This is a genomic window from Chitinophaga terrae (ex Kim and Jung 2007) (genome assembly GCF_900107795.1).
GTDB classification, from domain to species: domain Bacteria; phylum Bacteroidota; class Bacteroidia; order Chitinophagales; family Chitinophagaceae; genus Chitinophaga; species Chitinophaga terrae.
Map to the genome: position 1 here is coordinate 207,308 of NZ_FNRL01000006.1, position 20,796 is coordinate 228,103.

A 20,796-nucleotide genomic window follows, 5' to 3' on the forward strand; every position below is an offset into this window, starting at 1 on the left:
TGGCGGATCCTGTTATTTTTTCTCCGGCAATGCCACAAAACGAATGCAATTCTCACCGCTCAGGTAAGTCTTCGAGGCAGCGCTGATAGAACTGCCTGTGATCTTACTTAAACGCTTTTCTATATCCGGCAAAGGTTTCAATTCTTCTTTCCTTTCTATTTTGCCAGCCAGGTACTGCAACCAGAATTCATTGCTCTTTACCTGTAATTCGATCTGCTGGCGAAGGCCTGCCTTGTATTTCTGTAATTCATCTTTTGTTGCTCCGCTCTTCTGCAGATCTGCAATGTCCTGCTCTACAAGTCCTACAAGGTGCTCTACGTGTTCCGGTGCGCAGCCGAATGACACGTTTACGGAGAACCGCTGATCCGGCTCCCTGGTCATCCCGGCCTGTACGGAAGGGGTGTATACTTCTCCTGCCTTCTCTCTTAAACTTGTCAGCAACCTGTATTGCAGGATCTCGGCTAACGCCTGTAACTGGAGGTTTTCTTCTTCGCTGAATTTGCAATCCCCATTATAAACTAATAATACGGTTGCTTTATTGTCTTTACCCTTCTCTACTACCTTAATTAATTTTCCTTTCGGTACCGTTGTGTGCAGGATAACCGGTTTTTCGTGGCGGTTCAGCGCAGGCAATGCACCCAGGTAACGCGCCAGCAACGGGGCTATGCTATCGGTATTAAAACTGCCTACAAAAACGAAGTTGGCATCCGCCGCATCTGCAAAACGATCTTTATAGATCTCGAATGCTTTTTCCAGGCTTACGCTATCCAGTCTTTCCTGGGTGATAGGGCTCATGCGGTAATGGTAACCGCTTAAAACAGCGCCTACTGTGTCCCTGAATACATTTGCAGGGTCGTCGTATTTATTCCTGATCTGTTCCCTGGAACGGGCCACAGCATTCTCAAACAACACGGTGTCTTTACGCGGGGCGGTATAGCGCAGGTAAATAAGCTGTAACGCTGTTTCCAGGTCTTTAGTGGAAGAACCTCCATTGATCCCCTGGGCGCGGCCCCCGATATATACTCCAACGCCGGCAGATTTGCCATTCAGCATTTTAGAAAGCTGGATAGGCGAATAACCAGCCAGGCCGCTTCCGCTGATAATACCTATGGTATTGGAAGCAGTTGGATAGTCTTCGTTTGAATATTTATTGATTCCTCCAGGCGCAAACGACACGAACTGTATCTGGTCGTTCTTATAATTAGTTGGTTTAAGCCATACTTTCACTCCATTGCCCAGGGTAAGTTTTTCAACTCCCACTGCCGGTATTTTGGTACGGGAAACGATCTTCCCGCCTTCCGGAAGTTTCTTCAGCAAAGGATCATGCGTTTCTGTGTCTTTATACTGTTCCAGCGAAGAAGATTTCACCTTAGCCAACCAGGCATCAACCGTAGCTGAATCCGGGATATTTGCTTTTTCTTTTTCAGGCGCTACTACGAAAATATCGCGGTTGGTTTCTGTCATGTATTGGGTACCAACTGCTTTAATATCATCCAGGGTGATACCCGGTAACTCTTTCTTCACGAAATTATACTCCCAGTCAAACCCCGGCGAAGCGGCTCCCTGCAGGAACAATTGCTGGTATTCTGCTACGTAACTGTTGGACGGCGTCTTGCTCTTTTCGCGCAACCCGTTCTCCATGGTTGTCATATAACCGGTTTTTGCCCTGTCCAGTTCTGCCTGCGTAAATCCAAAACGCTTCACCTGTTCAAGCAAAGACCAGGTGCCGTTAAACGCCTCCTGCAACTTGCCTGGCTTGGCTGAAACGGAAAAGCCAAACTGCATTAAACCGCCTGTCATACCGCCGATACCTGCTTTCACTCCCAGGAACGGAGGATTAGGTTGCTGGCTCAATTCGCTCAACCGGTAGGAAAGCATTTGATTGAAAAGACCTCTTTTGATCGCATCCAGGTAATCGGTAGTAGTTTTCATCTCTGTGCCGGGGTGCTTTACCACGATTTCCAGTTCTGTAACAGTAACCTCCGGATCGGTGATCGCCAGGAACTGGTTCCTGCCTGTCAGCTCAATTTTATAATCAGGCCTTGGCCTTTCGTTCTCCGGGTTCTTCAGATCAGCAAACTGCTTTTTGATCTGTTTTTCAACCTGGTCAACATTTATATCTCCTACCACGATCAGCGCCTGCAGGTCAGGACGATACCAGTCGTGGTAAAAACGACGGATCGTCTCTGCAGGAAAGTTGACCAATATACTATCTATGCCAATAGGCGAGCGGTAATTATACCTGGAATTGTTCAGGATAACCGGCATGGTTTTATCCTGCAATCTCTTCCCCACTCCTTCTCTCAATCTCTTTTCTTCCAGGATCACCCCTCTCTCCTTGTTAATATCATCTGTTTCCAATAATGCACCATGCGCCCAATCACGCATAATATCCAGCCCCTTCATTACCAACGCGGGATTGTCGGTAGGAATAGGAAGCTGGTATACAGTTTCGTCGTACGACGTGTAAGCGTTCAGGTCAGCCCCGAACCTTACACCAACTTTCTGGAGGTAGTCGATCAGTTCATTTTTTGGGAAATGGGTGGTGCCGTTAAAATTCATATGCTCCATAAAGTGCGCTAACCCCTGCTGATCGTCGTCTTCCAGGATAGACCCTACTTTATTGACCAGGTAGAAAAGCGCTCTCTTTGCGGGCTCGTTGTTTTTACGGATATAATACGTGAATCCATTGGCTAACTTGCCTGTTCTTACGGCAGTATCCAGTGGAATAAGCTGGCCTTGGTGCTGGGCCACGGCAGGTTTCAGACTTGCTGACAGGAGCATGAGTCCTGCTGCAGCCCAATGACGGTAGTGCATAATTGTTTTTTCTTTTGTTGTAACAAATGTCCGGTCTTGATGGCTGGTTGCGGAATTTATAAAAGCTTACAGCATATCGAGTATGCCTTCATTTTCGATAATGATCATACCCTGCCTGTCGGTAGTAATACCTTTTTCGAGCTGGTAGGTGTATTGCGGTACATTATCTTTCATAACAGTTGGCAGGAACCGGAACTGGATCTGGTCTTCCATCTTATCCAGTGCATGCCCTGCTTCAAAGATATGCGTTGAAATAATGAAGAAGCAGTCAGTGAAGTCGGTGAACGCTTCGGTAACTGCCAGCGTTGCGTCGTAAGCATCTTTAACGTTGGTTCCTTTAAACAGCTCGTCGAAAATAATGAAAAGCGACTTTCCATCTGCTACTTCTTCCGCTACTTTCTTCACTCTTAACACTTCTGCATAGAAATGACTGTATCCTTTATTGATATCATCCGGTACATTGACAGAAGAATAAATACCATCCAAAACAGAGAACTGAAGCTCCGTTGCCGCAACAGGGAAGCCCATATGCGCCAGGTATACCAGGATGCCGGTCGACTTCATAAGGGTGGATTTTCCCGCCATGTTTGCCCCTGTCAGGAACAGCACATTGCTTTTTCCATTAAAGGACAAAGAATTTGGCACCGCCTTATCAAGTCCCGGGTGCCGCACTCCTTTTGCCGATAATAAATTATCGGATTTAGGAAAGGCGGTTGCATAACAAAATCCCCTCTCTCTTGCTACTCCGGCCACAGCAATGTACAGGTCTATCTCATAAGTGAGATGCAGCAGTTGGATCAACTGTCCGCGGAATTGGCCAGTCAGCAGTTCATGCAGTTTTACGACCTGGAAGAAAGAGAGTTGGTTGGCCGACCGCTCTTTCAACCTTGGATCCTGAACGATATGCCGTACTATACCCGCCCATTTTTCCCAGGGAGTATTTTTATCTCTCCCTTCTTTTTCCAGTTGTTTTAAAAGTCCTTCGGCCGTTTTTATCACTTGCAGCGTACTGTTGATCCCTGTCATTTCCAGCTGGAATTCCTCTCCTCTTAACAATACTTCCGCCAGCTTCTTCCTGGTCACCTGGAAGAAAGACAACATCAGGCTGCTTTCCCCGGCTCCATCTACGTAGGCTTCCATCCGGTCAAGCATGGCGTCGTCGAACGGGAAAGCTACGGGGTTGTCGCTGAAATAGCGGAAGATCGCGCTCCGGCTGTTGATCTTGCCGGCATCTGTCAGGGGTTGCTGGAACATAGCGTCCAGCAGTTTTTCGGCGCCTCTTGTTTTCACTTTATTAAAAAGACTGAAAACAGAATTAGGATTGTATTTCCCTAACAGTGATAAGTCGTCCAGTGTTTGTTTGTCTGCAATAAAGCTCATGTTGTCTTCTTTATTGATTTTTTCCTGCCCAGGATGTCCAGGATCCCTTCATTTTTAATAATTATCATACCATGCCTGTCGGCTGTGATGCCCTGCGTAAGTTTATGCGTATATACGGGCTTGTTGCCTTCCATTAACGTTGGCAGGTATACGAAGTTGATATTGGAGCATTTCTCCTTCAGCACATCTCCTGCTTCAATAATATGGGTAGAAACAACGAACATGCAGTTCTTCCTCCGTGCAATGGCGCTCGTTACCGCGATGGTGGCCTCGTACGCATCTTTGACGTTGGTACCGCGGAACAGTTCATCGAAGATCACAAAAAGGTATTTATCCCTGCTCAACTCCCTGGCAATGTTCTTGATCCTGAGCACTTCAGCATAGAAATGGCTGGCGCCCATGCTCAGGTTATCAGGCAGGTTGATGGTAGTAAAAATGCCATCCCGTACCGAGAATTCCATCCTGGATGCAGGAACAGGGAAGCCCATTTGCCCCAGGAACATTGCGATGCCCAGCGCTTTCATGAAAGTGGATTTACCTGCCATGTTGGCTCCCGTAAGGAAGATCACGTTGTTGGACAAAGATATATTCAGGCTGTTCACTACCGGGGCAGTGAGGGAAGGATGATAAAAATCTTCCAGTACCACTGTTTGCAGTTCTTTTTCCAGCGCCAGGGGGAATGTGAACCCGCGTTTGACCGCTACCTTAGCTACAGAGAGGTATACATCCGCCAGGTAAAGATCCTGCAGCAGCCGTTTCATGACGTCGCGATGCCGGAAGCGGAGTATTTTATCATACTCCGCTACCTTGGCAAAAGGCAATTTGTGTTTAACAGCTTCCGTTAACATGGGTTGCAGGTCTTCCATTTTCAGCAACTGGTCTATAGCTGTCAGCTCCCTGTTATCAGGGATGCCTGCCAGCTGTTGCCTCATATCGGCTGCAAACCGCGTGGTGGTCTGTAATATATTGATAAGGCTTTCCACTCCTTTCTCTATTGCTTTGTAGGCATTGTCGCCCGCAATAAGTTGATTGAGTTTCCGGCCAAGGGTATCCTGCTGGTCATTCAGGCGGCTTCGTTCGTCCGTGTTCTCCAGGTATTGCTCTGCACCGTCGAACCACGCTAACTCGTAGGGAAAGGATAATTCTTTCTCTGCAAACGAACGGATAATGCGGCTGCGGGCATTGATTGCCTGAACATCCGACAATGGGTTACGAAACATTTCTTCCAACAACTCGGCGCCGCCCCTGGTAAAGGTACTGTTATAGATCGCGTAGATGCCATCTCCATTCCCTTTCCCGAATATATTCAGGTCGGTCAGTGTTTGTTTATCGGTCATTAGACTCATACCAGCTTATTTATTTTCTTTTTCTCCTGATCAGTAAAATACTGCTTCCTATCAGCAACAATCCCGGCAGCACATAAAGTAAACTATATTTGACCACTTTCAGGCTTGCTTTTGTAAGAGTGGTTTCATTATCTAAAGAAGGCGGACGGCTAACATCAACAGGTACGGTACCATAAGACAGCCAGTGGAAAGTACCGGGGATCAGCGAAAAGTTGGCTGTTCCATAGCGCCTGATAGGCGGGGTCATACCTTCGTTGCTGATACAGTCGGCATCGCCCAGTACCATGATACGTTGTTCTTTTGCGCCTACTTTCCTGGTAAGGGCCATTACTGTTACAAAGCTATCCAGCCTTTCGCCTGCCGAAGGATCGTAAGTAGCGGAGTCGTTAACGAAATCGATGGTTTTCACCTCGTTCCAGGTTTTCATAGTATCGATGGTACGCATGATAGGGGTAGCTTTAAACCCTTTATCTTCCGCTAATTCCAGGCCCGCAGCTTTCACCATTCCAACGTACTGGTGGCGCTGTTCCATCATTTTAAATATCTCTGCCAATCCTTTGGCGGCGTTGGTAGGCACACACATTACCACGTTGCCGGCTACGTCCTGTTTGGGTTGTACCAGCTGACCCGGTACGGTTTTCAGACCAAACTGGGCGATAAATTTCTCCATCTCTTCAGACCCCGGTTTCAGCGTAAGGAAAAGGTTTCCGCCGGCGGCAATATAAGCGTCCAGCTTTTTCTTCACGGTAGAATCCATAGCTTCCTTCATATCGGCGATCACGATAATGTCCACTTCCTTAGGGATCTGTTTATCGCCTGAGAGATCCAGCGACTCAACATCACAACCCTGGTTGGTAAGCGCATAGCGGAAGGTCTTAACGGAAGAGAATAAAGTGTAATCCTTAGCCCTGTCGCCTTCGATCTTTCTTTCGCCTTGCCCATCCAGGAACCCTATTCTTGGCAATTTCATCACCATGCGTTTAAACATCGCTGAAACTTCTGCTTCGCCAGGGAATTTGAACATATCGTCATAGATCCTTAACCAGGCTTTCTGACCATTTTCTCTTTCTACCAGCCGAACAAAGGTATTTCCTTCATCTTTCAGGTTGATCTTTTTCCTGATCTCTGCCGGCGTAAGGAACATATCGAGGTCGTATTCGCCGATCTCCGCTTCTCTCTTCGCCATTTCAGCCAGTGATTTGCCTTTATAAACGAAGTTCAGCCTTGGGTTGTTGCTTGGTTCGTCGTAATAGTAAACATACTTCAGCTTCATTTCAGGCTTGAAACGGATATATTGTTTCAGGCGGTCTTTATCTTCATTCACCATGCTGGGCATACCGTTATAGTATTCCCTGTCGAGCAGGTTAACATAGGTAGTGATGGTGAGTCCGCCTGTCAGCTTAGCCATGATCGCCTGGCTGTTTGGCGTAAGGGTATTTCGTTTGGTGGCCGTTGCATCGTAATAGGCCATCAGCACAGGCCTTGATGTCGCGTACCCGAGCGCCATGGCTGCCAATACCACAAGGCTGTATTTGCCCCAAACCAGGGCAAAAGGTTGGTGCGTACGATTGGCCTGCAATTTCTGGATGCTCAGGGTCAGGAACATAACGATCACGATAACGAAGTACAGCACATCTTCACTGCAGATCAGACCGTTGATCATTTCATTACAGCGGCCGGAAATAGACAACCAGTAAGTGATGTCGCGTACAAAGCTGATATCCTGCCAAACCTTGTTCATGTAGCTGAGGGCAGCCAGCAATACCAGGGTACCTAAAGCGGCTACTACCTGGTATGAAGTAAGGGAAGACATGAACAACCCTATTGCTGCATAAGCGCACATCAGCAGGTAGATCCCCAGCAAACCGGATAATACGGAAGGCAGGTCAAAATGTTCTACATAGAACATGCTGATCACGACATATACCAGGATCACAGACAGCAGGAGAAAGCTGTAGATCATCATGGCAAGGAACTTACCCCGTATGATCTGGGAAGAGGTAACGGGAGAAGAGTATAATAATTTGATGGAACCGCTGCTGAGTTCACGGCTCATGAGGCCCATGGTAAGCAATGGCATATAGAGGTACAGGTAATTCTGTACGGCGGTTAAGAGGCCGAGCTGGCCTGTATAAATATTGGCAGTGATGAAGGCATTACCGAATCCGGTTTCCTGAGACCGCAGTACCTGTTGCAATAACCCTGTAAACACCATGCCTGTCTGGAAAGTAAAAACTACCAGGATCATCCAGGCGATGGGAGAATAGAACAAGGTAAATAATTCTGCCTTCGCTATTTTATAAATTCGTCTCATTTAATTTCTTATTATCAGGTTTTACTTGTTGTTTTTCTTTGACAACCTTGCGAATACCGCATCCAGGGAGCTTTTCTCCACTACCAGTTCCATCAATCCCCAATCGTTGGTTACCGCAGCAGCGGCCAGTTTTTGCGCCGTTTTCTTTTCGCCGTCATAACCCAGCCGGAAACGATATGGCGTCAGCTGTTCTATAGATTTAATGCCTTCCAGGTTAACTAATACTTCGTTCAGCGGTGGTGAATCGAGGGTTACTACCAAAGTGTTGGGTTCAATGTAGTTGTTAAACATCTCCAGGGTACCGGAGAACACCATCTGCCCTTCTTCAATCATTTTGATCTCGCGACAGGTAGCCTGTACTTCCGTGAGGATGTGGGTAGAGAGCAATACGGCGCGATCAGTGGCGATCTGTTTAATGAGGTTGCGGACTTCCAGGATCTGGTTGGGATCGAGGCCATTGGTTGGTTCGTCCAGCACCACGAACTTCGGGTTGTGGACAATTGCCTGCGCAATGCCTACACGTTGCTGGTAACCGCCAGACAGGTTGCGGAGCAATCGTTCCCTGAAATGCGCTACTCCGCAACGTTCAAGCGCTTCGTTCACGGCTTTCTTCACCTGCGTTTTTTCAACCATCCTCAGGTCGGCGCAATAAGTCAGGTATTCTTCAACCGTGAAATCCAGGTACAGCGGGAGCTTTTGCGGCATAAACCCAATGTTCCGCTTCGCTTCCACGGGATTCTCCTTCAGGTTAACGCCGTTGATAAATACTTCTCCTTTTGTTTGCTTCAACACACCACAAATAATGTTCATGGTAGTGGACTTACCGGCGCCGTTGGAACCCAGCAGGCCAACAACTCCCTGGCTGTCGATCTCAAAATTTATATCTCTGACCGCCCACTGAGATGCATAACGGTGAGACAAGTTTTCAACTTTTACGATGGTGTTTTCCATTCATTACGGATTATTTAATAAATAAAATATCTGGCACAGGTTTTACCTGCACGAATAATAGTGCGATTAAAGATTCAGGGAATGAATACTACCCGGCTTTTCGTTCCCGGGGGCTATAACGCCCCCGGGCGAAAAGGATAGTTAGGATCTAATATGTCGCGTTTCCAATAGCGCGAACATCTATGTGATATGTCGACTTGAAGTAATCGACCAAAAAGTCAAACTTCTGTTTGATCAGCGGGTATTTCAGATAAGGAGCCATTTGAGCATCTGTTCGGGTGGTCAGGTGCAATAAAAATGCGCTGGCATCGCTTGATTTTGCCGTAGTCCAGGCATAGCTGCCATAGAACCATTCTGACGGCGAATCATTAAAATAGCTGCTTGGCAAAAAGCCCCTTTGCCTGAATGCCTCCAGGTTAGCCGGATTAGCTGCATTTACCGGGGTAGCCGGCATATTCACATAATCTGTCAGCTTATAGAAATCGTCCGGAAACTTCAGGATATTGTTCTGAAGGTAATAATTGAAGATCACCGGTATCAGCACATTTTTCTTTGCTACTTTCTGGGCAGGCGTCATGGTACGCAATGTTTCATTCATGCCAGAAAAAGCAATGGCTTTATCAATGATCTTATAATCGAACAGGAGGTATTCCCTGCCCGGAGGATACCCTGGACGGTATTGCTTGATAGAATCAGCCAGCAACACGCGGTAAGGAATTCCCTGTGCTTTTTTAAAGGATTCGGGCAGGAATTTCAACCAGATATCATCCAGCAAATTCAGCATGTCCATTACGTATTCCGGTTTTCCCAAAACGGCGGTATCTATTTTGGCGTTTGCTCCGCCCGTAGATGGCACCCAGACGAAGTCCTTTTGCGTATAGACGTAAAGAAAATAAGAACCGTATTTATCGTAAAGCTCCTGGATCTTATCATTGGCTTCCTTGGAAGCATTTCCCTGCGGCAGCGTGTAGTCCTGGGGCACAGGAACGGGAGGTCCTATCTTGTCATCCTTTTTGCAGGCGAAGAGCATCAGACCACAGAGACAACTGATAATAAATGTATGCTTCATATTATGATCGAATTGCTTGTTTAAAAATTATTGTCCTATCCTATCGGGCATCGTGCCGGATGGATTTTGTTTCAGTTCAGGATTTCTCTGCAACAGGCTGGACGGGAACGGCAAAGTATAAGCCGGGTCTTTTTCCGCCAGTTTGAATTGCAGTATGGGTCCGCCCAGGTCTTCCTGATACCGGTGAGTAATAGCCGGCATACCATAACGGCGCAGATCGAACCAACGGAATCCCTCGAAGCAGAACTCTTTTCTTCTTTCTTCCCTTACAGCAAGCAACAAAGCTGCTTTGTCGCTGATGGATACATCGGTATAGCCGGGGATGCGGGTACGACGAAGGTCGTTCAGGTCTTTCAGGGCATCAGAGAGTTTGCCTAACTGCACATTTGCTTCCGCCCTGTTGAGGACAGCTTCAGGAGTACGGATAGTTTGACCTAGTTGTCCTCCTGTTGGCAGTTTGCTCACCAAAGGCACGCCATTGTTGGATTGCACCAGGATACCCTGGGTTATGCGTACATCGGCCGGGTCGAAAGTTGCCCGGAAAGCGGCAGCAGGAATGTAGGTCGACTGATCGCCCTGTGTATTGCCGCCAAACAACCATTCAACTTCCGGGTTGTTATAGGTCAGCCAGTTGGCATAAGGCATAGCCGTCAGATCCGCGAGCATGGCGCCTTGCGCAAATGCTTTATTGGTTTCAGACACTACGTCATTGTATTTTTCCATATAGAGATAAACCCTTGACAGCAGCATATGAATGGCCGGCTGGTTAATATGGAAATCCTTACGCGCGATCGGCAAAGGGTCCAACAATGCAGCAGCCTCGTTGAGATCAGCTACAACCTGTGCATATACTTCTGCAACAGTGTTCTGCTTCATCTGGCTTTCGGTAATGCTTGAATTCAGCTTTAGCGGAACGCAAAGCGACTGCGGGTTATGGTTATACGGTTCTCCATACATGTTTGCCAGTATGAAGTAGTAATAGGCCCTTACCGCCAGCGCTTCACCCTTTACCCTATTTTTTTCTGCATCTGTACCGATGGCTTTATCGATATTGTCCAGCACCGCGTTGCAGCCCATGATCCATTTATAGTACTGGGCGTAAGCTGTAGACCCGGGATCTTCCGAGATCAGGTCGCCCACGCCGTTCCTGTCGGCCTGCCGGGGTTGCCAGGTATAGTATGGGAAATCAACTTTAGCATCGTACTGACCTACCGGCGAATCCTGGCCGTCGGCGCGTTCAATGAAGAAGTCTACATCATCGTCCATGAAGTAGATAAAACTATTTGGTTCCTGGTAAACATCCATATAGCCAGACCCTATCAACAGTTCCCGGTAATCGATAGCTGTTTTAGGAATCACCTCGCTCTGCGATTTCTCTTCCAGGAATTTGGAACAACTGCTTAAGGTCAGCAGACCAGCAAAACCTGATATTAATAATGATTTAATTTTCATGCGCTCCAGGATTAAAGTGTCATGTTAATCGATAATGATGTCATTCTACGCGCTGGCCAGCCGGCGGTTTCCGGGTCATAACCTCTCCATTTCTTGTCGAAGGTGAGCAGGAATGGATTGGTCAGGCTGAGTGCAGCGTTCAGACGTTTGATATGCGCCCTTTTCAACAATTCTGTATTGAATTCGTAGTTCAGGGAGATAGAACGGCAGCGGATAAAATCTGCATTCGCTGTCATATAATCAGACATGTTATACAAAGTATAAGGAGAAACCGGAAGGCCAGGATTCAGCAAAGGCAAATAGATCTCGAAGTATCGGGGGTTGCCCGGCGGAACAGCTGGGATATTGGTGAACTGTTCGTCGCCTGGTTTCTTCCAGCGATCCATCAGAGAACGGGGTACATTCTGTTCGGGCGTTGGCGCACCGCTTGCGCTATAATAAGGCGGTACGCGTTTGGTTGCGCCGAATGCCATTGCAAACTGGGCGTACAAGGTGATGTTCTTCACTCTCAGGCTGGTATTGAAGCCTCCTGTAAAGTCCGGCTCCAGTTTACCGGATTTAACCAGGTAATCCAGGTCGTTGGTTGTTGGCTTGATGTCCATGTAGTTGAACATCGGAACACCGGTGTTATGATTCAGACCTGCATAGGAATAAGAGTAAAAAGTAGAATATGCTTCACCGTTAACGATAGCGGTACCGTTCAGGAAATCTTCCCTTGTATTTACTCTTTCATTCTGTTTAAGTTTGTTCTTTGCTTTACCTGTGTTTACAGATACCTGCCAGGTCACATCTTTATTCTGGATAGGGATATAGCTGATGATCAGGTCATATCCATAGTTTTCCATCTGAGAACCGAAAACGGTGGCCGAGTTCATACCTGTTTCAACAGGCACCTGGCGGGATGCCAGTACATCGCTCACTTTGCCAAAATAGTTGGCGGTAGCGCTCAAACGACCATTCAGGAAGGCGAAATCAGCGCCTAAGTTCCATGACTTGGTTTTTTCCCAACCCAGGTCCGGATACGGCAGCGATTTGATGTTCAATACATACTGCTTGAACAAATTGCTTAAACCGCCGTCTGTTGCAATGAGGTAGGGCGATACCGCTTCTACTGCGTTACCCTGGTAGCCGTAGGATGCAGAGAGGTTGAAAGCATTCATCCATTTTGCGGAGGTGAGGAAATTCTCATTCGCCACATTCCATCTCGCACCCACAGACCAGGTAGGTTGGAAACGTTTATTTTTATCCTGCCCGAAACGGTTGGATGCATCCAGGCGGGAGTTGAAGTTGAATATATAACGGGAGTCGTAGCTATACACGGCGGTGAAATACTCGCTCAGGTAATTGCTTTGCTGGTTAACGATATTGGAATTCAGTCGCATCAGGTCATTCAGTTCCGTTGCGTTGGTATTGGTAATAAGCGCAGGTTTCAGCGGTACCGGCGCATAGGTTTCTCCCCTGTAACGCAGGTAACCGTACCTGGTGCTCTTATTACTTTCCAGCAGGTTGGAACGCGCTTCGATACCGCCCTGCAATGTAATGTTATGGCGGGTTCCGAAAAAGCGGTTATAAACAAGGCTGTTCCTGAACGTATAACCTTTATTGGTAGCATTCTCCAACTGCACCAATCCTCCAAACGGCAGGCGGCTGCCTAATTCCTCAGGGGAGTTGGACAGCACGGTTCCAAACTCGTATCCCCTTGTCTGGGTGATATAATACGACAACTCAGTAGCATAGGACTTAACCGCAGAAGAAGCGGCAGTATAGGATAATAAACCCTGGTACTCCAGTCCTTTTGCCAGTTCATAACGCACATCCAAAGTAGATGCAAGCGTAGTAGAAGTGTTCTTGCTGCCTGTGTTGTTTATTTCATTTTGGATATTGTACAGGTAAGAAAATTTGTTTGGATACACAGTACTGCTTTCTCCGCGTTTTTCATGGAAGAAATAGGTTCCATCCGGGTTATACATCGGGATGGTCCTGGATGTATTGTATGCATAATCGAATGGATTTACGCCGTATGCAAAACCGTCTGTTTCCCGCATGGTTCCGTTCAACAGGAAGTTCACTGTCAGGCGTTTTCCGAAACGGAGCGTAGTATTGGAAGAAGCAGAGAAAGTAGTCAGATCGTTGCCGATTGCCTCGCCATTTTGTTTTTGCATGTTCACAGAAGTCCTGTTCGTGATCTTCTCGGTACCGCCGGAAACGCTCAGGCTATGGTTCTGGCTGAAGGGGTTACGGAACAGCAATGCAAACCAATCGGTATTCCGGCTTTCTAATTCCCTGTACTTCTGTACATAAGTATTGTAGTCGATCTGTTTATTCTGCAATTGCTGCATCAATGCGGCATAACCGATAGGCAGCAGGGTGTTGGTATAGCTGTCGCGACCATCATATATCTCCTGTGAGAATTGCATTAATTCCTGAGAGTTCATGAGATCGAACATGCTGTATTTGGGACGCTGGCCGATAGACAGGTTATTGGTATAAGAAACAGATAAAGTACCCGGACGGGCTTTTTTCGTGGTCAGTACGATAACGCCGTTGGCGGCCTGTGAACCGTAGATAGCTGTTGCGGAAGCATCTTTTAATACGGTAATAGTTTCAATATCGTTAGGGTTCAGCCAGGAGATAGCATTGGAAGCGAGTAACCGCAGCTCTTTTGCATCACCGGCCAGGGAGCCGCTACCGTCGGGTATTGGCAGCGGATCGCGCTGGATAATACCATCCACCACCCACAGCGGTTCCTGGTTACCCAGCAGCGTAGAAGTACCGCGGATACGGATCTTCGGGGTAGAGCCAACCTGTCCTGACTGCACCATTACAGACATACCGGGAACAACGCCCTGCAACATCTGGTCGATGCTGGTTTCACCGGCGATCTTAATAGAATCCGCCTTGATGGAGTAAACGGCGCCTACATATTTATCTTTGTTCACGTTCATGTACCCTGTTACCACAACGTTGTTCATCTCGTAATCCTTCCTGTTCAGGGTAATGTTCAATACCAGGTTATTTCCGTCAGAAACCAGCAGTGATCCTGCCTGTTTCTTGTTCACCGCATAGGCGGTGTAACCGTTGGCAGAACTGCGGATGCCGATCTCCATAGACTCGAAGCCCAGCATTGACAGTTGCAGAACGGCATTATCCGGAAGGTGAGTGAAATAGAAATTACCTTCCGAGGTAGTAATCGTTCCAGTTACGGTATTTTTTATACGAACGGAAACACCGGGCAATGGTTCGCCGGAAGCTGCGCGAACAGTACCGCTGATAGAAATTGGCGGCGGTGCGGCAGCTGGTGTTGGCAGCGCTTTACGCGACAGTACGATGGTCTTATCTTTGATCAGGTAAGTAACCGGCAGATCTTTCAGCATTTCATTCAGCAGTTCTTCCAGCGGCATATCCTTGGCGGAGATGCTTACGGTTTCAGATTCGCTGATGATGTTGGTATTGCTGAATACAACATAGCCGGTTTGCTGCTTGATAGCAGAAAACACTTTTTTGATAGGTATAGTTTTACCCGATATGGTAACGTTTTGAGCATAACCTGCGGCCGATACCTGCAGGATGGCAGTAATGACTAAAATGACGGTCAGACGCATAGCGAGAAAGATTTTGGTAAGGCCGCTTCGTTTCCCTACATGATCGGGAGGCCAATAGCGTTTTTTTTGCATAAATTGCATGAGATTTGGTTGTTAATAAATGAGAATTGCAATAGACCATTTTGAAATAACTGAATCGGAATCCCCGTCACGGCCGCAATCCGTGACGGTTTTTTTTCCTCTTCGGTTGGTTTTTGGCAATATTTTTCCAGGCCGGATATCCAGCTTTTAATGTTGCATTCCGATAGCGTTAATAGTTAATTATTTATTCAGTACAATCAATTTCCGTCCTTCCACTCTAAAGTCGACTTCTGTTCTCTTCAAAATCTCCAAAAGATCCGTTAAGGCTATTTGCCTGCTCATTTCCCCGATAAACCGGGTGTGAGGTATACCATTTTCATATACTACTTCAATATTATACCAACGTTCCAATTGTCGCATTACTTCTTCCAAATCTGCCCCATCAAAGTTGAACAGGCCATTTTTCCAGGCCATTACTTTGTCGAGGTCTTCTTTCTCGGCCAGGCTTACTTTCGTATCCCTAACCATAGCCTGCTGGCCAGGTTTCAGTACCAGGCCGCTGTTTCCGCCGGCTGAAGGCACTGCTACCCTCACGCTTCCGTCGAGCAGCGTAGCGCGGACAGCCTGTTCATTATCATAGGCGTTCACATTAAAAGATGTGCCCAGAACTTCTATGGCTGCCTTATTTCCTACGTTGACGAAAAACGGCTTATTTGCATTCTTTGCAACTTCAAAATATACTTCCCCTGTTACTTCCACTCTTCTTTCATTAGTGGTAAAGGCGGTAGGGTACCTGATAGAGCTGGCGGCATTCAGCCATGCTCTTGTTCCATCTGGTAAGGTTACCTGGAATTGCCGGCCTTTCGGCGTAGTCATTATATTATATTCCTGCTCCGGGCTTTTCGCCGCTGTTGGATTATATACCAGTTCACCGTCTGACAGCACGACTGCTGCCCCTTTCTGGCTGGCAATTACGCCACTGTTCATACTATCCAGCACTACCTGGCTGCCGTCGGCCAGGGTAAGTACGGCGCCCTGGGAGCCTGGCTGGATGTCGATGTGGGTACTGGCCAATTGAGTGACTTTTTCTTCGCGGGAGGCCCAATAATAAGATCCCCCGGCTAACAATATGATGGCGGCTGCTGCCCATCCCCATTTTTTCATGAACAAAACGGGGCGCATAGGTACAACCGGATCGGGCCCGAAAGCTGGTATGGCCTCGCTTATCTTGCGGCTGATCCTGTCCGAATCGTAGGCATAGTATTGTTGCAGATGGCCGGTCAATTGCTGCTGATCTGTCATCTCTGTAAAGAGATCACGGTTATTATCGGAAGCGTTGATCCATTCCTCCAGTGTCCTAAGTTCATCTTCACTTAGGCTATTGGCCAGGTATTTACCTATTAAAACGGCTATGTTATGATTCTTCTCCGTCATGCTATACTACTAAAACAACTAACCCTTCGTTTTATACCGGTCCGTCTTTAATTTTTTTTAAAAAATTTTTAACGCTCCAGGAACATCAGGGCGGAAACAAGCATGGGCAAGGAAAGTAACTGGTTTTTAAGAATGGCGGTACGTAATAATGCCATTCCTTTGGCTTTTTGATTAAGCACGGTTTGGTAAGCCATTTTCAATTCTTCGGCTATTTCCGGCGCACTGCGGCCTTCTAAAACAGATAACCGCACTACCTGCCGGCATTGAGGCGGGAGCTTTTCTATTTCCAGGAAGATGATCTGCATCACCTCCGTTTTGATATAGGCATTTTCCACATCCATAGAAAACTGCTCTCCTACCCGGCCCATGGAATGATGGATATCATCGTGGCGTTTCTGGGCTTTTAAATAATTAAGCGCCGCATTCTTAGCAGCCGTGAACAGGAAAGATTTTAGCTGTGCCAGCGAAGGGAAATCCTCTTTTCTCTGGAACGCGTTAATGAAACATTCGGATACGATGTCTTCCGCCGCTAATGTATCTGCAATTAGCTGCTCAGTGAAAAAACAAAGTTGCCTTTGGTACAATGCATATACCTGATGCAATGCTTTGCGTTCGCCCCGCTGAAATGAATTTATCAGCTCAAATTCCCCGTATGCTTCGATGGTTGACAATTCGTTTTATTGATTCAGGTGGGAGTCACAAATCAATGGCAGAAAAACAATAATGTAGTAAATAATACAATTCGTCAATTACCAATGAACTGTATGGAACTTTAAAGGTAGAACAAACTAATGAAATTATTACTGAAAATTATCTAATCATTTCAGATTTCATGTAAATTCTATCAGTTTGTAAGTTTACCCAATTTTTCAGAAACCGGGGCTGTAAATTTTTATCAGCCGCCCGGAATCAATGACAACCGGAAATATTTTTATATACCTGTACAGGACGAAAGTTTTTTTTCTCTTATTGTTTTGTAAAAAATATGCCCGGCTCGTTATATAATAACGGGAGAAAGGCGGGATTGATCCCGCCTTCCTGGCATATTACCTGTTGGCAATAAATGGCGCCTGTTGAATAAAACGGCCTGCCGATAATGTTTCAACCACAAATTCGGCTAAGCTGGCAGCGCTGATCCGGGAACCGGGGCAATCGTCCAGGCTTACATTCACCGGAACCAGATCGCTGGTCTGATCAATTAGTGGCAACCGGATCATCGTCCAGTCACTCCCGCTCTCCAATAAAAGTTCATATTCTTTTTGTTTATCGAAAGTGGTTTCAGGGTAGTTAGCCTTCATCCATTCAGTGCCCTGCTGTGCGGCGGCCGATTTCTTATCGCCGGCTGCATCCACGCTTAACCCGGTTATAACGATGTAACGTTTCATATTATGCTCTTTCATAGCCTGTAACACGTTGGCGGTAGCCTGGCTGAAGATAGTGGTTTCTCCCCCGGGCTGGCCCAGCATGCTGAGCACCGCATCGCAGCCAGTCAACAGGCGCCGGATGGCTGCCGGGTCCCTGGCGTCGCCGGGCCTCACAGTGGCCAGCGGAGTATGAATATTAAAAGCCTGGGGATTACGAAGCAGTATATTGAAATGATACCCATGACGGATCAGCGCCCGGGTTAAATATTTGCCGGCTTTACCGGTTCCGCCTATGAGGGCTATTTTATTTATAGTGTTCATTGGAATGTTTTATAAAATTCAGGCAATATGATCCAAACTGTATTTGCAGGGAGCAAACCAGTGATTCAAAAGCACTGTAAGACTTTTGACGAAGAACAACTGATATTTTATAAAACAATTTTAATGGGCTAAAGCTATAAAAAAATTTCTACCGGGGATATAACAGTTTAAGAACCTCTTAACATACATGGAACGGTTGCTAACATTTATATGCTTATATTTAAAGAAGAGTCATTATCCGGCAACTTTAACTGAGAGGTAAATTGCAAGGAAGCACAAGAATAGGTTTTCTCTATTAAACAATAAAATAGATTGATTTTGATTATAGGTTCAATACCTTAATTTTACCCCGCACAGGAAACAGTAACCGGTGTAATCTAGTGTTCACTCCCTACTCTAAACTTGTAAACATGGAAAAAGATTTGAATGACATCAGCAAATGCCCATTTCATAATGGCAGTATGAAACAACGTGTTGCCGGCGGCGGCACCAGGAATAGAGATTGGTGGCCCAACCAGCTTAGGTTGAACGTTCTGCGTCAGAACTCCTCCTTATCTGACCCGATGGGCAAAGCATTTAACTATGCTGAAGAATTTAAGAGCCTCGACCTGGAAGCTGTTAAAAAAGATCTGCATGCTTTAATGACAGATTCGCAGGATTGGTGGCCGGCAGATTTCGGGCATTACGGCCCGTTATTTATCCGTATGGCCTGGCACAGTGCGGGTACCTACCGGGTAACTGACGGAAGGGGTGGCGCAGGAACAGGACAGCAACGTTTTGCACCGCTTAACAGCTGGCCTGATAACGTAAGCCTTGACAAAGCACGCAGGTTACTATGGCCTGTTAAGCAGAAATATGGCCGCAAACTTTCCTGGGCAGATCTGCTGATCCTAACGGGCAACGTGGCTTTAGAGTCTATGGGATTTAAAACATTCGGATTCGCCGGCGGACGTGAAGACGCCTGGGAAGCTGACGAATCTGTTTACTGGGGATCTGAAACTACCTGGCTGGGAGGCGACATACGCTATGCGCATGGCTCCCCGGGCGTAGAAGAAAATCATGGCGTCCTCGTATCCGACGATGATGCGGACGGCGATATTCATTCACGCAACCTGGAGAAACCACTTGCAGCGGTGCAAATGGGACTTATATATGTAAACCCGGAAGGACCGGATGGCAATCCTGATCCTATTGCAGCCGCAAAAGATATACGCGATACTTTCGGCCGGATGGCAATGAACGATGAAGAAACAGTAGCGCTGATCGCGGGAGGACACAGCTTCGGTAAAACCCACGGCGCCGCTCCTGCAACCCATGTAGGCAAAGAGCCGGAAGCAGCAGGACTGGAAGCTATGGGCCTCGGATGGGCTAACAGCTACGGTTCGGGTAAAGGCGCTGATACCATTACCAGCGGACTTGAAGTAACCTGGACTACCACTCCTACCAAATGGAGCAACAACTTCTTCGAGAACCTCTTCAACTTCGAATGGGAACTCACTAAAAGCCCTGCAGGCGCTCACCAGTGGGTTGCCAAGAACGCGGAAGAAATCATCCCCGATGCGCATGACAGCAGCAAAAAACGCAGGCCTACCATGCTGACAACAGACCTCTCGCTGAGGTTTGACCCGATATATGAGAAAATATCCAGGAAATTCCTGGAAAACCCGGATGCATTTGCAGATGCATTTGCCCGTGCATGGTTTAAACTAACCCACAGGGATATGGGTCCCCGCGCCCGTTACCTGGGTCCCGACGTGCCTGAAGAAGTATTGCTCTGGCAGGATCCGATCCCGGCAGTAGATCACCCGCTGGTAAACGACAGCGACACCGCTTCCCTGAAAGCAAAAATACTGGAGTCAGGATTGAGCATATCTGAACTGGTAACTACCGCCTGGGCCTCCGCATCTACCTTCAGAGGTTCCGACAAACGCGGAGGCGCTAACGGCGCCCGTATCCGCCTCGCGCCACAGAAATACTGGAAGGTGAACAATCCTTCGCAACTGCAAAAAGTACTGGATGTATTAGAGAAGATCCAACAGGAATTCAACGCTGCACAATCCGGCGGTAAAAAGATCTCGCTGGCCGATCTCATCGTTCTTGCAGGCGCTGCAGGTATAGAGAAAGCAGCCAAAGACGCAGGTCATACCGTTACCGTTCCGTTCACTCCCGGCCGTATGGACGCCTCGCAGGAAGAAACAGATGTTGAATCTATGGGCTTCCTGGAACCGCTGGCAGACGGTTTCCGCAACTACCGCAAAGCCAGGATCCCTGCTTCTACAGAAGCCATGCTGATAGATAAAGCGCAACTGCTGACGCTAACAGCCCCTGAACTTACCGTTTTACTGGGAGGCTTGCGCGTATTGAATACGAACTACGACGGTTCCCGTGATGGCGTACTTACTGAACGCCCGGGCCAACTGACGAATGACTTCTTCGTTAATATCCTCGATATGCGTACCGCATGGAAAGCGGTATCCGCAGACCAGGAATTGTACGAAGGCAGCGACCGCGCTACCGGCAACGTAAAATGGACCGCTACACGCGCCGATCTTGTCATTGGCTCAAATGCAGAACTGAGGGCTATTGCAGAAGTATACGGGGCAGCAGACGGACAGGATAAATTCATCAACGACTTTGTGGCGGCTTGGAATAAGGTAATGAACTTAGACAGGTTCGACCTCGCCGGTCATAAAGCCTAACATAGTACGCAACATAAAAATAAGGA

12 protein-coding genes are annotated in these 20,796 nt (G+C 47.3%); 1 reads left to right on the forward strand and 11 read right to left on the reverse strand.

Features of this window, described 5'->3' with window-relative positions; translation table 11 throughout:
• Nucleotides 1-12: 12 nt before the first annotated feature.
• The 11 genes from BLV62_RS08730 to BLV62_RS08780 form a co-directional block, all read right to left on the reverse strand.
• Nucleotides 13-2,817 (reverse strand): M16 family metallopeptidase, encoded by a 2,805-nt coding sequence (locus BLV62_RS08730; RefSeq protein WP_089760713.1) that lies wholly within the window; start codon nucleotides 2,815-2,817, stop codon nucleotides 13-15.
• Nucleotides 2,818-2,883: 66 nt separating this feature from the next.
• Nucleotides 2,884-4,197, reverse strand: coding sequence for a MutS-related protein (locus BLV62_RS08735; RefSeq protein ID WP_089760715.1), 1,314 nt, complete (start codon nucleotides 4,195-4,197; stop codon nucleotides 2,884-2,886).
• The gene (locus BLV62_RS08740) at nucleotides 4,194-5,543 is read right to left on the reverse strand and encodes a MutS-related protein (protein WP_089760717.1); all 1,350 of its coding nucleotides are present in this window, start codon (nucleotides 5,541-5,543) and stop codon (nucleotides 4,194-4,196) included. Before BLV62_RS08740 ends, BLV62_RS08735 begins: the two co-directional genes overlap by 4 nt.
• A 10-nt stretch (nucleotides 5,544-5,553) precedes the next feature.
• The gene (locus BLV62_RS08745; protein WP_089760719.1) at nucleotides 5,554-7,857 is read right to left on the reverse strand and encodes a Gldg family protein; all 2,304 of its coding nucleotides are present in this window, start codon (nucleotides 7,855-7,857) and stop codon (nucleotides 5,554-5,556) included.
• Between the two features lie 21 nt (nucleotides 7,858-7,878).
• A complete protein-coding gene (locus BLV62_RS08750) occupies nucleotides 7,879-8,808 on the reverse strand; it encodes an ABC transporter ATP-binding protein (protein WP_089760722.1) in 930 nt (309 codons plus the stop codon).
• A 148-nt stretch (nucleotides 8,809-8,956) separates the two neighbouring features.
• Complete coding sequence (locus BLV62_RS08755) at nucleotides 8,957-9,877, reverse strand: hypothetical protein (protein ID WP_139170030.1); 921 nt, start codon at nucleotides 9,875-9,877, stop codon at nucleotides 8,957-8,959.
• 27 nt (nucleotides 9,878-9,904) lie between these two features.
• Nucleotides 9,905-11,329 carry a RagB/SusD family nutrient uptake outer membrane protein gene (locus tag BLV62_RS08760; RefSeq protein WP_089760728.1) on the reverse strand — a complete coding sequence of 475 codons (1,425 nt, stop codon included), beginning with the start codon at nucleotides 11,327-11,329 and terminating at the stop codon, nucleotides 9,905-9,907.
• Between the two features lie 11 nt (nucleotides 11,330-11,340).
• The gene (locus tag BLV62_RS08765; RefSeq protein WP_211117690.1) at nucleotides 11,341-15,003 is read right to left on the reverse strand and encodes a SusC/RagA family TonB-linked outer membrane protein; all 3,663 of its coding nucleotides are present in this window, start codon (nucleotides 15,001-15,003) and stop codon (nucleotides 11,341-11,343) included.
• A 189-nt stretch (nucleotides 15,004-15,192) separates the two neighbouring features.
• Nucleotides 15,193-16,386: a FecR family protein gene (locus BLV62_RS08770; RefSeq protein ID WP_089760730.1), complete on the reverse strand. Its 1,194-nt coding sequence runs from the start codon at nucleotides 16,384-16,386 to the stop codon at nucleotides 15,193-15,195.
• A 68-nt stretch (nucleotides 16,387-16,454) separates the two neighbouring features.
• Nucleotides 16,455-17,057 carry an RNA polymerase sigma factor gene (locus BLV62_RS08775; protein ID WP_089760732.1) on the reverse strand — a complete coding sequence of 201 codons (603 nt, stop codon included), beginning with the start codon at nucleotides 17,055-17,057 and terminating at the stop codon, nucleotides 16,455-16,457.
• 375 nt (nucleotides 17,058-17,432) lie between these two features.
• The gene (locus BLV62_RS08780) at nucleotides 17,433-18,071 is read right to left on the reverse strand and encodes an NAD(P)-dependent oxidoreductase (protein WP_089760735.1); all 639 of its coding nucleotides are present in this window, start codon (nucleotides 18,069-18,071) and stop codon (nucleotides 17,433-17,435) included.
• A gap of 410 nt (nucleotides 18,072-18,481) precedes the next feature.
• Between BLV62_RS08780 and katG the strand changes: the two genes are divergently transcribed.
• Complete coding sequence (katG, locus tag BLV62_RS08785) at nucleotides 18,482-20,770, forward strand: catalase/peroxidase HPI (RefSeq protein ID WP_089760737.1); 2,289 nt, start codon at nucleotides 18,482-18,484, stop codon at nucleotides 20,768-20,770.
• The last annotated feature ends 26 nt before the right edge of the window (nucleotides 20,771-20,796 follow it).